9 protein-coding genes and 2 tRNA genes are annotated in these 13,589 nt (G+C 57.7%); 3 read left to right on the top strand and 8 right to left on the bottom strand.

Annotation, left to right across the window (positions count from 1 at the left end; genetic code table 11):
• Window positions 1-7 precede the first annotated feature (7 nt).
• The 8 genes from GQB03_RS13605 to tig all read right to left on the bottom strand — a co-directional run bounded on the left by GQB03_RS13605 (window position 8) and on the right by tig (window position 8,396).
• Entirely contained in the window at window positions 8-1,900 is a 1,893-nt protein-coding gene (locus GQB03_RS13605) for a SurA N-terminal domain-containing protein (protein ID WP_159690282.1), read from the bottom strand.
• Between the two features lie 69 nt (window positions 1,901-1,969).
• Window positions 1,970-2,046: transfer RNA gene (locus GQB03_RS13600), tRNA-Asp, on the bottom strand.
• 8 nt (window positions 2,047-2,054) lie between these two features.
• Window positions 2,055-2,130 (bottom strand) — tRNA-Val (locus GQB03_RS13595).
• A gap of 31 nt (window positions 2,131-2,161) precedes the next feature.
• Window positions 2,162-2,434 carry an HU family DNA-binding protein gene (locus GQB03_RS13590; RefSeq protein WP_159690279.1) on the bottom strand — a complete coding sequence of 91 codons (273 nt, stop codon included), beginning with the start codon at window positions 2,432-2,434 and terminating at the stop codon, window positions 2,162-2,164.
• A 211-nt stretch (window positions 2,435-2,645) separates the two neighbouring features.
• Window positions 2,646-5,066 carry an endopeptidase La gene (gene lon, locus GQB03_RS13585; protein ID WP_159690276.1) on the bottom strand — a complete coding sequence of 807 codons (2,421 nt, stop codon included), beginning with the start codon at window positions 5,064-5,066 and terminating at the stop codon, window positions 2,646-2,648.
• Between the two features lie 84 nt (window positions 5,067-5,150).
• Window positions 5,151-6,416: an ATP-dependent Clp protease ATP-binding subunit ClpX gene (gene clpX / locus GQB03_RS13580; RefSeq protein ID WP_159690272.1), complete on the bottom strand. Its 1,266-nt coding sequence runs from the start codon at window positions 6,414-6,416 to the stop codon at window positions 5,151-5,153.
• 20 nt (window positions 6,417-6,436) lie between these two features.
• A complete protein-coding gene (gene clpP, locus GQB03_RS13575) occupies window positions 6,437-7,078 on the bottom strand; it encodes an ATP-dependent Clp endopeptidase proteolytic subunit ClpP (protein WP_159690269.1) in 642 nt (213 codons plus the stop codon).
• Between the two features lie 7 nt (window positions 7,079-7,085).
• Window positions 7,086-8,396, bottom strand: a complete 1,311-nt coding sequence (gene tig / locus GQB03_RS13570; protein WP_159690266.1) for a trigger factor — start codon at window positions 8,394-8,396, stop codon at window positions 7,086-7,088.
• A gap of 361 nt (window positions 8,397-8,757) precedes the next feature.
• Here tig and GQB03_RS13565 point away from each other — a divergent pair, with 361 nt between their 5' ends.
• From GQB03_RS13565 to GQB03_RS13555, 3 genes are all read left to right on the top strand, one after another.
• A complete protein-coding gene (locus GQB03_RS13565; protein ID WP_159690263.1) occupies window positions 8,758-10,680 on the top strand; it encodes a PrkA family serine protein kinase in 1,923 nt (640 codons plus the stop codon).
• A 66-nt stretch (window positions 10,681-10,746) separates the two neighbouring features.
• The gene (locus tag GQB03_RS13560) at window positions 10,747-12,015 is read left to right on the top strand and encodes a YeaH/YhbH family protein (RefSeq protein ID WP_159690260.1); all 1,269 of its coding nucleotides are present in this window, start codon (window positions 10,747-10,749) and stop codon (window positions 12,013-12,015) included.
• The gene (locus GQB03_RS13555; RefSeq protein WP_159690257.1) at window positions 12,012-13,532 is read left to right on the top strand and encodes a SpoVR family protein; all 1,521 of its coding nucleotides are present in this window, start codon (window positions 12,012-12,014) and stop codon (window positions 13,530-13,532) included. Before GQB03_RS13560 ends, GQB03_RS13555 begins: the two co-directional genes overlap by 4 nt.
• Window positions 13,533-13,589 lie beyond the last annotated feature (57 nt).

Below are 13,589 nucleotides of genomic sequence, written 5' to 3'. Positions count from 1 at the left end.
GCTTACCTCAAGACTTCTGCAGCTCGCCTTGATTGATCTCGACACCGTAGGTTTTTCGCAATCCGCTTAGGAAAACAGCGAGGTCCCGCTCGCCGATCAACTGCTCATACTGCTTGCGTAGCGCGACCACGCGCGGATCATCTTTCTTGATCTCGTCGCGCTTGACCTCGGTGATCTGAAAGATCTGAAATCCGTCAGCGGTCGCCGCCCCGGCATAGGCAGGAAGCTTGCTTGAGTCGACAGAGAACACCGCGCGTAGAGCAGACGCTGACAAAGAAGATCCGGCGCGGCGCACACTTTGCTCGGGACTGAATTCAAGCGCCGCGTTCTGGCCCTTCTTGAGCGACTCGAGGGCGGCCTCACCCGCGCTCGCGGCAGCCTTGGCCGCCTTCTCGTGCGTCAGCGTAGCCACAATCTCGCCGCGGACATCCTCCATCGGCCGCAGCTTCGCGGGCTCGTGGCTGACCACCCGTGCGGCGACGAGACGTGCATCACCGAGATCGATCGCCTCGCTGTTGTGATGATTGTCGAGAACGTCGGCTGAAAAAACCGCATCCAGCAGGCGCTTGTTGTCGAACGGTGCCGGCGCCGGCGTTCCTTTCGAAATCCAGTCAGTCGTATGGATTTCCAGCTTGAATTGCTCTGCCGCCGGCTTGAGGCTATCGGGCTGTTCGTAAATCACGTTACTGAATGCCTCAGCCTGCTCCGCAAACTTCCGTGCGGCAGCCTGCCCGCGAAGCTCGTCTTCGATCTGCCCACGGACCTCATCGAATGGCTTGATGCTCGAAGGCTTCACGGAGGTAGTCTGAATGACGTGGAAGCCGAAATCCGTCCTGACCGGATCGCTGATTTCACCCGGCTTGAGCGAAAAAACAGCATCTTCGAAGGGCTTGACCATCATTCCACGCGAAAAGCTACCCAGATCCCCACCATTTGCTGCGGACCCCGGGTCCTGCGATTCGCCTTTTGCGAGTTCGGCAAAATTCTTGCCATCCTTCTCGCGCAATTGCACGACAATCGATTCAGCCTTGGCTTTCGCGGCCTCGACTGCTTCCGGTTTCGCATCGGGGGCGACCTGGATCAGGATATGCCGCGCCCCTCTTTCTTCCGGCGTTCCGTAATTGCCCTGGTGGGCGTCGTACCACTGACGCACATCCTTCTCTTCAGGCTTCACCGTGGCACGAAGGCCGTCACGACTGAAGATCACGTATTCAGCCTTGGCGCGCGCAGCCTGTTCGAAGCGCGCCTTGTTTGCGTCGTAATAGGCGGCAATCTCTTCATCGCTGACGGCCACACCCTTTGCATAGTCGCCGGCATTGAAATTCGACACACGCATCTTGCGCTCTTCAAGCTGCAAGCCGAGCAACTGACTAGTCGAGCTCAAGGAAGCGACGGCGCCACCACCGACCGCGGCAATAATCTGCTGGAACGCGAGATCTTGCCTCATCTGCGCCTCGAAACCAGGCTGTGTCATGCCCTGGCTGGCAAGAATTTGCTGATAGCGAGCTTTCGAAAAGCGCCCCTCCTCTTGGAAGGCAGGCAGTTTTGCGATCGTGTCCTGCAACTGAGCATCCGGTACTGCGAGATGCTGATCCTGCGCGAACCTTGTCAGTAGCCGTCGATTTATGAGGCTGTCGAGCACCTGTTCTCGCACAGCCGGCGAGTTAAGAGTCTCGAGATCGGCCTCGGCACCCAGCTGAGCGCGCAACCGATCCTGATGCCGTCGCAGTTCTTGCTCGAATTCCGCTCGGGAGATAGGCTGCCCAGCGACCTCGGCCAGCGGTTTTTCCCCGCTCCCTTTTCCGAGGTACGATTCGATCCCAAAAAACGCAAAGGTCAGAACGATCAAGCCCAGAATGCCCTGGACCACGATTCGGTTGTTTCGAACGGCATCAAACATGGCGGATTAGCATCGAAAGAAGGCAGGAAAAACAAAGGCGAACCTGAGTTCGCCTTTGTTTATTTACTGTGGCGGAGTGGACGGGACTCGAACCCGCGACCCCCGGCGTGACAGGCCGGTATTCTAACCAACTGAACTACCACTCCAATGTATTTGGTGGGTGCTGACGGGGTCGAACCGCCGACATTCGCCTTGTAAGGGCGACGCTCTACCAACTGAGCTAAGCACCCGAAGATCAGGCGCCAGCCCGATCCAAGCCCGCTAGTTTACTGCATCCTTCAAACCTTTGCCAGCACGAAACTTCGGAACCTTTGCAGCCTTGATCTTGATGTTCGCTCCAGTCCGCGGATTTCTTCCGGTTCGAGCCGCGCGCTTGCCAACATAAAAGGTTCCGAATCCGACGAGCGTAACCGTTCCGTTCTTTTTCAGCGTCTGTTTCACTGCCGCTACCGCAGCATCCAGCGCACGACCGGCCGCCGCTTTCGATATTTCGGCCTGCTCCGCAATCTGGTCGATGAGTTCGGATTTGTTCACTTATGCCCCCTAGTGTTCGTTCTTGGAACTGCCTACTCAGGAAAGCCAGAAAGCGCGCGCGATCCGCACCATTTCGGGCCAGTGAAACTGCATGGGCTTTATAGCTCGCCAAAAATCACGATGTCAAGGCGCAGCGCAGCGTCCCCGTGTGGCGGTTTCAATAAAAAAAGCCGACCAAATCGGCCGGCTTTCTGTATTGCTAAAAACGAGCTCAGTGAGCGGTGAGACTTTGTGAGCCCGTCGCACCGCTGCTGCCCGCAGCAACTTCCTGGGCAGACTGCGGCTCTTCAGGCAATGGAACGGGCTCCCGCTCAAGCGCGAGCTTCAGAACCTGATCGATCCACCGGACGGGCACAATCTCCAACGCATCCTTGATGTTCTCGGGAATTTCCGCAAGATCCTTCACATTCTCCTCGGGAATGAGGGCGATTCTTATTCCCCCCCTGACCGCCGCAAGCAGCTTCTCCTTCAATCCACCGATGGGCAGGACTTCACCGCGCAGGGTGATCTCCCCAGTCATCGCCACATCACACCTAACTGGATTCCCACTCAAAACAGATACCAGAGCCGTCGCAATTCCGATACCGGCAGAAGGGCCGTCTTTGGGAATTGCACCTTCCGGAAGATGGATGTGAATATCGCTCTTCTGATAAAAATCATCCTGGATTCCGAGCGAACGGGCACGTTTTCGAACTACGGACAAAGCGGCCTGAATGGATTCCTGCATGACCTCACCAAGCTTGCCAGTCGTAACGACCTTCCCCTTGCCGGGGAGCACGACCGATTCGATCGTCAGGAGTTCGCCGCCAACTTCGGTCCACGCCAGACCCGTAACCTGACCGATCTGGTTCTCCTTCTCCGCCATTCCGTAGCTGTACTTGCGCACCCCGAGATACTTGTCGAGGCTCTTCGCGTTGACCACGATCTTGCTGGAGCGCTTGCGAATGACAAGGCTCTTGACCACCTTTCGACAGATCTTCGAAATATCCCGCTCCAGACTGCGCACACCGGCCTCACGCGTGTAATAACGCACCACGTCGCGCAGGGCATCTTCGGTAATCGACAACTCCTCTGCCTTCAGACCGTTGTCCCGCATCTGCTTCGGCACCAAATAGCGCTGAGCGATATTGATCTTCTCCGCTTCCGTGTAACCGGACAAGCGAATCACTTCCATCCTGTCGAGCAACGGACCGGGAATATTCAGCGTATTGGCAGTTGCCACGAACATTACATCCGAGAGGTCGTACTCGACCTCGATGTAATGGTCGACAAAAGTTGCGTTTTGTTCGGGATCGAGCACCTCGAGCAATGCCGACGACGGATCACCGCGGAAATCCGCCCCCATCTTGTCGACCTCATCGAGCAGGAAAAGCGGATTGCGCACGCCAACCTTGTGCATGTTCTGCAGAATCTTGCCCGGCATCGATCCGATATATGTGCGCCGATGCCCCCGGATTTCGGCCTCGTCGCGCACACCGCCAAGACTCATGCGCACGAACTTCCGGTTGGTCGCCCTAGCAATAGACTGCCCCAAAGACGTCTTGCCGACCCCGGGAGGGCCTACCAGACAAAGAATCGGCGCCTTGAGCTTGTCCACACGTTGCTGAACCGCCAGATACTCGACGATCCGCTCCTTCACTTTCTCGAGCCCGTAATGATCCTTGTCGAGTACCTTTTCAGCCTCGACCAGATCCTTGGAAATGCGCGACCGCTTCTTCCAGGGAAGTCCCAAAAGCGTGTCAATGTAGTTGCGGACGACCGTGGCCTCAGCCGACATCGGAGACATCAGACGAAGCTTCTTGAGCTCCGACTGGGCCTTGGCAAGCGCTTCCTTGGACATGCCTGCGGCCTTGATCTTCTTCTCCATCTCCTCGAGATCAGCACCATCTTCACCCTCGCCCAACTCTTTCTGGATCGCCTTGACCTGTTCGTTGAGGTAGTACTCGCGCTGGCTCTTTTCCATCTGCCGCTTCACCCGACCGCGAATCCTTTTCTCGACCTGAAGAATGTCGAGTTCGGTTTCCAGCTGAGTGAGCAGTCGCTCAAGGCGCGCACCGGTGTCGAACAGTTCGAGCACGGCCTGCTTTTCCTCAAGCTTGAGGGGCAAGTGGGCAGCGATGGTATCGGCAAGTCGTCCGGCATCATCGATTCCTGACAGCGAAGTCAGAATCTCGGGCGGAATCTTCTTGTTGAGCTTAACGTACTGATCAAACTGCGCGATGATCGCCCGGCGCATCGCTTCTGTTTCGTTGTGATCACCTTCGTCCACCGGCACCAGCGTGCTCTTCGCCATGAAGAGAGTGCGCAAGTCGTCGACCGAATCGATGCGTGCCCGCTGTACCCCCTCGACGAGCACCTTGATGGTTCCATCAGGTAGTTTGAGCATCTGCAGAATGTTCGCCATGCAGCCGATCTCGTACAGATCCTCCGCCGACGGCTCATCCTTTGCCGCAGATTTTTGTGCAACAAGCAAGATGCTCTTGCCGGCTTCCATCGCCGTTTCGAGCGCCTTGATTGATTTCGGCCTCCCGACAAAAAGCGGGATGACCATATGTGGAAATACCACCACATCACGCAGCGGCAAGAGCGGCAGCTCGGGCTGCTGCTGATTCAGTTCAGACGAGGCGGACATTTATTTTCCTTGCTTAGAAACACTCTTGGGCCCAGATGGGGCCCAAGTGCGGTAAATCAAGAGGCTGCCCCGAAAGCCAGGAGCTCAGTTAGAGCCGGACACTTTTTGCTGATCCGCATAGATGAGAATGGGCGCAGAAGTTCCATTGATCGCGCCCTCGTCGATCACCACCTTCGAAACATCATCCATGGTGGGAAGATCGTACATGATGTCAAGCAGCGCCGACTCGAGAATGGAGCGCAGTCCGCGGGCCCCCGTTTTGCGCCTGAGTGCCTTGCGTGCGATCGCCTGCAACGCTCCCGGGCGTACCTCGAGTTCCACGCCTTCCATCGCAAACAGCTTCTCGTACTGCTTGATCAAGGCATTCTTGGGCGCAACGAGAATTTCGATGAGTGCAGCCTCATCGAGTTCCTGGAGCGTCGCGACAACTGGCAAACGTCCCACAAACTCGGGAATCAGACCAAACTTCACCAAATCTTCCGGTTCAACAGCCTTCAAGGTCTCGCCGACACCGCTCGCATCACGGCTCTGCACCTCAGCCCCGAAGCCGATTCCCGCTTTTTCCGTACGCCCCCGGATAACCTTGTCGAGCCCGTCGAAAGCCCCACCGCATACAAAGAGAATGTTCGTCGTATCGATCTGAACGAAATCCTGATTGGGATGCTTGCGACCACCCTGCGGAGGAACCGATGCAACCGTACCCTCGATGAGCTTCAAAAGCGCTTGTTGGACGCCCTCTCCAGATACGTCACGGGTAATCGACGGGTTGTCGGATTTACGAGAAATCTTGTCGATTTCATCGATGTAGACGATCCCCTGTTGCGCCTTTTCCACCTCATAGTCGCATTTCTGCAGCAGCTTCTGGATGATGTTCTCGACATCCTCACCGACATACCCGGCCTCAGTGAGTGTCGTGGCATCCGCCATCACAAACGGAACGTTCAGCAAACGAGCCAAGGTTTGAGCGAGCAGCGTCTTGCCAGAACCGGTCGGCCCGATAAGCAGGATATTGCTCTTTGACAACTCGACCTCATCCTTGAGGCCGCCGAGGTGACGCAACCGCTTGTAGTGGTTGTAGACGGCCACCGAAAGAATGCGTTTCGCCTGAGCCTGCCCAATCACATATTGATCGAGTATTGCCGAGATTTCCTTTGGCGCGGGCAGGTTCGTCTTACCGCCATCCACATCCTGATCGCCGGCGATCTCGTCCCGGATGATGTCGTTGCAGAGGTCGATACATTCATCACAGATGAAAACCGACGGACCAGCGATGAGCTTCTTGACCTCATGCTGACTCTTACCACAGAACGAGCAGTACAGCAGCTTATCGCTGGTTTTCTTGTCCGTCATTGTTTTCCTCTCGCTATGCTTCAGGCCGCATCGGTACGGCTGGTCAGGACCTTGTCGATCAAACCGTAATTTACGGCATCCGCGGACGACATGAAATTGTCGCGATCGGTATCTTTCTCGATTCGCTCGACATCCTGGCCCGTGTGGCTGGCCAACATCTCGTTCAGCTTCGCGCGCAACGTAAGGATCTCGCGTGCGTGGATCTCGATATCGGATGCCTGCCCCTGGAACCCCCCAAGCGGCTGGTGGATCATCATGCGCGAATTCGGCAACGCGTAACGCTTGCCTTTAGCGCCAGCCGTCAGAAGAAAAGCGCCCATGCTGGCCGCTTGCCCGATGCACAGCGTGCTGACATCCGGCTTGATGAACTGCATCGTATCGTAGATCGCCATTCCGGCCGTTACGGAACCACCCGGTGAATTGATGTAAAAGTAAATATCTTTGTCCGGGTTTTCGGACTCCAGGAACAAGAGCTGGGCAACGACCAGATTGGCCGTTGCATCATTTACCGGACCGACAAGAAACACCACCCGCTCCTTGAGCAGGCGAGAGTATATGTCGTAGGCTCGCTCGCCCCGGCCACTCTGCTCGACCACCATCGGAACAAGGCCAAGGCCGGTCGGGTTCCAGTCGGATGAAGAATTCGGCGAATGAAGATTCATTGCTGCGTTACCCCTTGGGACCCGCGTTACCCATCAGCTCATCGAACGAGACCGGGCTGTCAACGGTCTTGGCTGCGCCCAGTACCCACTCGACCACATTGTCCTCGATTACAAGCGCCTCGGCCTGAGCCAGACGATCAGGCTGCGAGTAGTACCAGGTCACGACCTCGCTCGGATCTTCGTAACTCTGGGCGAAATCATCGACCAACGCACGAACTTGTTCCGGTTTGGCGTGAAGTTCTTTGCTCTTTACGACCTCGGCCATTATCAGACCCAGCTTGACCCGACGCTCGGCCTGCTCGGTAAACCATGCCGGCTCGACCGGGATGTTCTGGTTTTTCATGCCGCGTTGCTCGAGGTCCTTTCGCGCATTCTCGGCGAGCTGCCGGGACTCGCCTTCGACAAGCGCCTTGGGAATCTCGATGGGGTGTGTGTCGATCAAGGCGTCCATCACCTGTTCCTTGATCTTCGCCTGGACGCGACGCTTCACTTCACGCTGAAGGTTTGCCCGGACCTCCTCGCGCATCTTGGAGACCTCGCCGTCGGCAATACCCAACGAGCGAGCGAATTCATCGTCGATTTCCGGAAGCCTGGGTTCTTCAACGCCCTTGACCGTGATCTCGAACTGGACTGTTTGACCAGCGAGGTTTGCTGCATGGTAGTCGTCGGGGAAAGTCATATCGAAAGTCTTGCTCTCACCCTTGGCAAGCCCCTCGACCGCGGTTTCGAAATCCTTGAGCATCTGTCCCGCACCCAGCACGAACGGAAAATCAGTTGCCTGGCCACCTTCGAAGAGTTCGCCATCCTTGCGGCCTGCAAAATCGATGACCACGCGATCACCCTCCACCGCCGCGCGCTCCACCGGGCTGAAGGTCGTACGCTGCTTGCGCAACACTTCGATCGTCTTGTCGACCTCCTCTTCACCAACCTCGAGGGCCGGCTTTGAGATCTCCTTCTGCGACAGATCGCCGATCGTGACTTCTGGGTAAACCTCGAACACGGCGCTGAAAGCCAACTGTTCCTGCGTATCTTCAAGCGGCTCGATACGGGGATAGCCGGCCACCCGGAAGTTGCCCTCCCGCACTTTCTCACCGAACGCCTTCTCAACCGCCGCACCGATCGCTTCGGATCGGGCCTGCTGGCCATAAGTCTGCGCGACCATCTTGTAGGGCACCTTGCCCGGACGGAAACCGGCCATCTTGACGGTGCGTGCCATGCGCTTGAGGCGCGTCTCAACTTCCTTTTCGACCTCGGCCTTCGGCACGGTCATTTCGATACGGCGCTCCAGGGCGCTCTGATTTTCCTGGGTGGTCTGCATGAACTTTCCTGATTGATCGACTGTTTGTTCGCCCTGAGAGACCCACATCAACAAGGACTCACCGGCAGGTGCCGCGGGCGACAAAATCCACGGTGTTAAGGGCAAAGTTTTAGTCTATCACAAGGCTCGGCCGCCGCCCCAGTGCTACGCGGCGGCGCTCTGCATCCATGCAACACAACGCAGCAGATTGAATAGGAACTCTGTTCTCAACGCGCCACTCACAATGCTAACGTGACGACGTCGACTACGATTGATGTCGAAGTGCCGCAAAATCGTTTTGGCAATGCCCGACATCCCGGCAATGCGGACGCCGCCAGGCCAGGATTTTCCGACATCCGGTTCTCGCACCAGGAGAGACGCAATGAGCATCTTCACGGCCTATCAGTCGCGCTTCGAAGCCGAACGCGAAGAAGAACTGTCAATCCAGGAGTATCTGGAGCTCTGCAAGACCGACCCCGCTGCCTACGCCACTTCGGCTGAACGAATGCTCATGGCAATCGGCGAACCGGAACTGGTCGACACCCGTCTTGATCCCCGGCTGTCGAGGATTTTCTCGAACAAGATGATGAAGCTCTATCCGGCCTTCCGTGAGTTCTACGGAATGGAAGAGGTGATCGAGCACATTGTTTCCTACTTCAGGCACGCCGCGCAGGGGCTCGAGGAAAAGAAACAGATCCTCTACCTCCTCGGTCCGGTTGGTGGAGGCAAGAGCTCCCTGGCCGAAAAACTCAAGTCTCTGATGGAACAGGTGCCGTTCTATGCGATCAAGGGCTCGCCGGTGAATGAATCGCCGCTCGGCCTGTTCCGCGACGAAGAGGATGGCGCCCTGCTCGAGGATGACTATGGCATCCCCCGACGGTACCTCGGCGCGATCATGAGCCCCTGGGCGCTCAAGCGATTGCACGAATTCAACGGCGACATCACCCGCTTCCGGGTTGTCAAGCAGCGACCCTCGGTGCTCAAGCAGATCGCCGTAGCCAAAACCGAGCCCGGTGATGAAAACAATCAGGACATCTCGTCACTTGTCGGCAAGATCGACATTCGCAAACTCGAGCAGTTCTCGCAGGACGACCCCGATGCTTACAGCTACTCCGGCGGCCTTTGCCTCGCGAACCGCGGCCTGCTCGAGTTCGTCGAGATGTTCAAGGCACCGATCAAGGTACTCCACCCGCTTCTGACCGCGACCCAGGAAGGCAACTACAAGGGCACGGAGGGCTTCGGGGCCATCCCCTTCGACGGGATCATCCTCGCCCACTCGAACGAATCGGAATGGGTTGCGTTCAAGAACAACAAGAACAACGAAGCGTTCCTGGACCGGATATACACGGTCAAGGTGCCCTACTGCTTGCGCGTTTCGGACGAAGTCAAAATCTACGACAAGTTGCTGCGCAACAGCTCGCTCTCGGCCGCACCGTGCGCCCCGGATACGCTCAACATGATGTCGGAGTTTGCCATCCTGTCGCGCCTCAAGGAGCCGGAGAATTCCTCCCTGTTCTCGAAGATGCGGATCTACGACGGCGAGAACCTCAAGGATACCGACCCCAAGGCGAAGTCCTACCAGGAGTATCGCGACTACGCGGGCGTCGACGAGGGCATGACCGGGCTTTCGACCCGCTTTGCCTTCAAGGTCCTGTCGAAAGTGTTCAACTTCGACCATCGCGAGGTCGCCGCCAACCCGGTCCACCTCATGTACGTTCTCGAACAGCAGATCGAGCAGGAGCAATATCCGGCCGAGCTCGAAGCCCGCTACATGGGCTTCATCAAGGAATTCCTTGCCCCTCGCTACGCCGAATTCATCGGCAAGGAGATCCAGACAGCCTACCTCGAGAGCTATTCCGAATACGGGCAGAACATTTTCGACCGCTACGTCACATATGCTGACTTCTGGATTCAGGACCAGGAATTTCGCGACCCGAACACCGGCGAGATTCTCGATCGCAATGCGTTGAACGACGAGCTAGAGAAGATCGAGAAACCGGCCGGCATCAGCAACCCGAAGGACTTCCGCAACGAGGTCGTCAACTTCGTTCTGCGCGCGCGAGCCAAGAACGCGGGTAAGAATCCCTCGTGGACCAGCTACGAGAAACTGCGCGCCGTCATCGAGAAGAAGATGTTCTCGAATACCGAGGATCTGCTGCCAGTCATCAGCTTCAACACCAAGTCGAGTGCCGACGAACAGAAAAAGCATCAGAACTTCGTCAACCGCATGACCGAGAAGGGCTACACGGAGAAACAGGTCCGGCTTCTCTGCGAATGGTATCTGCGCGTCAGAAAATCGTCGTGATCGCGGTGTCGGGCCGAGCGGGAAGCGCGCCGGCCCGACAGTTCTGCCAAGCGCTGGGAGGAAGCAATGGTCCGCATCATCGACCGACGCTATGACAGCAAGAAGAAAAGCGCCGTCAATCGGCAGCGCTTCATGCGCCGATTCAAGCAGCAGATCCGAAAGGCGGTGTCCGACGTCATTTCCGGCCGATCCATTCGCGACATCGATTCGGGTGAAGAGATCTCGATCCCCGCACGCGATCTGAACGAGCCTCATTTCCAGCAGGGGCGCGGCGGGATCTGGGAGACGGTGCATAGCGGTAACGACCAATTTTCCTCTGGAGATCTCATCAATCGCCCCCCACCGGGTGGCGGCGGGGGCAGTGGCGGCGGGTCCGCCAGCAACGAGGGCGAAAGCGAGGACGATTTCGTTTTCCAGCTTTCCCGCGAAGAGTTCCTCGACGTCTTCTTCGACGATCTCGAACTGCCCAACCTCGTTCGCACCCACCTCGCGAAACTTGTGGAGTACAAGACGCAGCGTGCCGGATTCACTTCCGATGGAGTGCCTGCCAACATCAACGTGATCCGCTCGATGCGCGGCGCTCTCGGCAGGCGGCTGGCTCTGGGCGCGCCCTACGCCTCGCGCATCCATGAGTTGAAGGCCGAGATCGAACGCATCGAGGATGCCGACGGGGCCGATTCACCGGAACTTCCCCCACTCAGGGACGAGCTCGCCCGCCTGCGCCTGAAGATCGAGGCCATTCCCTTCATCGACAGCTTCGATCTGCGCTACAACAATCGCACCAAGGTACCGAAGCCCACGACCAGCGCGGTCATGTTCTGTCTCATGGACGTCTCGGGATCGATGGACGAAGAGAAGAAAGCCACCGCCAAGCGCTTCTTCATGCTCCTCTATCTGTTCCTGCTGCGCACTTACGAACATATCGAGGTGGTCTTCATTCGCCACCACACCATCGCCCGCGAAGTCAACGAGGACGACTTCTTCCACTCCCGCGAATCCGGCGGCACGGTGGTATCCAGTGCGCTGATCATGATGCGCGACATCATTCGCGAGCGCTTTGCGGGCGGAGGCTGGAACATATATGGCGCCCAGGCATCGGACGGAGACAACTGGGAGAACGATTCGCCCGGCTGCAGGGAGCTCCTGGCGACCGGCATCCTTCCCTTCTGCCAGTATTTCGCCTACATCGAAATCACGCCGGGCGAGCCCCAGAACCTTTGGCGTGAATACCAGAAGCTCGAAGACGGTCAGCACAATTTCGCCATGCAGCGCATCGAGCAGATGGGTGACATCTACCCGGTGTTCCGCGAACTCTTCAAGAAGAACCTCGCATGAAGAAAACTGCCAAGAAGCCCCTGCGGCTCAGCTCGGAGTGGTCCTTCGAGCTCATCGACGAGTACCACCGCGAGATCGCCCGGGTTGCGCACGATTTCGGCCTCGACACCTATCCGATCCAGGTCGAGGTCATCACCGCAGAACAGATGATGGACGCCTACGCCTCGGTGGGCATGCCCGTGAACTATCACCACTGGTCGTTCGGCAAGCAATTCCTGTCTACCGAGAAGGGCTACCGGCGCGGGCAGATGGGGCTGGCCTACGAGATCGTCATCAATTCAAACCCCTGCATCGCTTACCTCATGGAAGAGAACACCATGACGATGCAAGCGCTGGTGATCGCCCACGCAGCATACGGGCACAACAGTTTCTTCAAGGGCAACTACCTCTTCCGCACCTGGACGAACGCCGACGCCATCGTGGATTACCTGCTGTTCGCACGCAGCTACATTGCACAGTGCGAGGAGCGCTACGGTGTCGACGAGGTGGAATTGCTGCTCGACTCCTGCCATGCGCTGATGAATGTGGGCGTCGACCGTTACAAGCGCCCCCCCAAGCTCTCCATGGCAAAGGAAAAGCTGCGCCAGCAGGACCGCGAGACCTACCTGCAAAGCCAGGTCAACGAGCTGTGGCGCACCCTGCCCGCCTTCGCCGCACCCGAAGGTCAAGCGAGCGAGCGTCGCTTCCCGCCCGAACCCGAGGAGAACCTGCTCTACTTCATCGAGAAGAACGCGCCACTGCTCGAGCCATGGCAACGTGAGGTGGTGCGGATCGTGCGCAAGATCGCCCAGTACTTCTTTCCCCAAAGGCAGACCCAGGTCATGAACGAAGGCTGGGCGACCTTCTGGCACTACACCCTGCTCAACCGGCTCTATGACGAGGGGTTTCTCGCCGACAGCTTCATGCTCGAGTTCCTGCAGTCGCACACCAACGTGGTGTACCAGCCCGCCTATACCGAACCGTGGTATCGCGGCGTGAATCCCTATGCGCTGGGATTCGCGATGTGGCAGGACATCCGGCGCATCTGCGAGAACCCGACCGACGAGGATCGCCGGTGGTTCCCCGATATTGCCGGCAGCAACTGGCTGGAGACCTTCGACTTTGCCATGCGTAATTTCAAGGACGAGAGTTTCGTCGCACAGTATCTCTCTCCCAAGGTAATACGCGACTTCCGTTTCTTTGCGGTGTTCGACGACGACCGCGAGAGCAAGCTCAAGGTTTCGGCGATCCATGACGAAAGCGGCTATCGCCGGGTGCGCGAGATGCTGTCCGAACAGTACAACCTCGGCAACCGCGAGCCTTACATCCAGGTCTGGAATGTTGACCTGCGCGGCGACCGCTCGCTCACCATCCGGCATCACGAGCATCAGCGCCGACCGCTTGGCCCGAGCACCGACGAGGTAATGAAGCATGTCGCACGCCTCTGGGGCTTCACCGTGAGGCTCGAGACCTTGTCCCCCGACGGCAAGGTCGAACTGGTCCAGGAAAGCAGGATCGAGAAGCGCCGCGTCGCCTGAGCACACTGTTTCCGCTTGTTTGCATAACAACACCCGGCAGTCCTGACACGGTCAGAA

Source organism: Cognatazoarcus halotolerans (assembly GCF_009800965.1).
GTDB classification, from domain to species: domain Bacteria; phylum Pseudomonadota; class Gammaproteobacteria; order Burkholderiales; family Rhodocyclaceae; genus Cognatazoarcus; species Cognatazoarcus halotolerans.
Note: the sequence above shows the minus strand (reverse complement) of the source record. Positions and strands in the feature narration are given on the sequence as shown.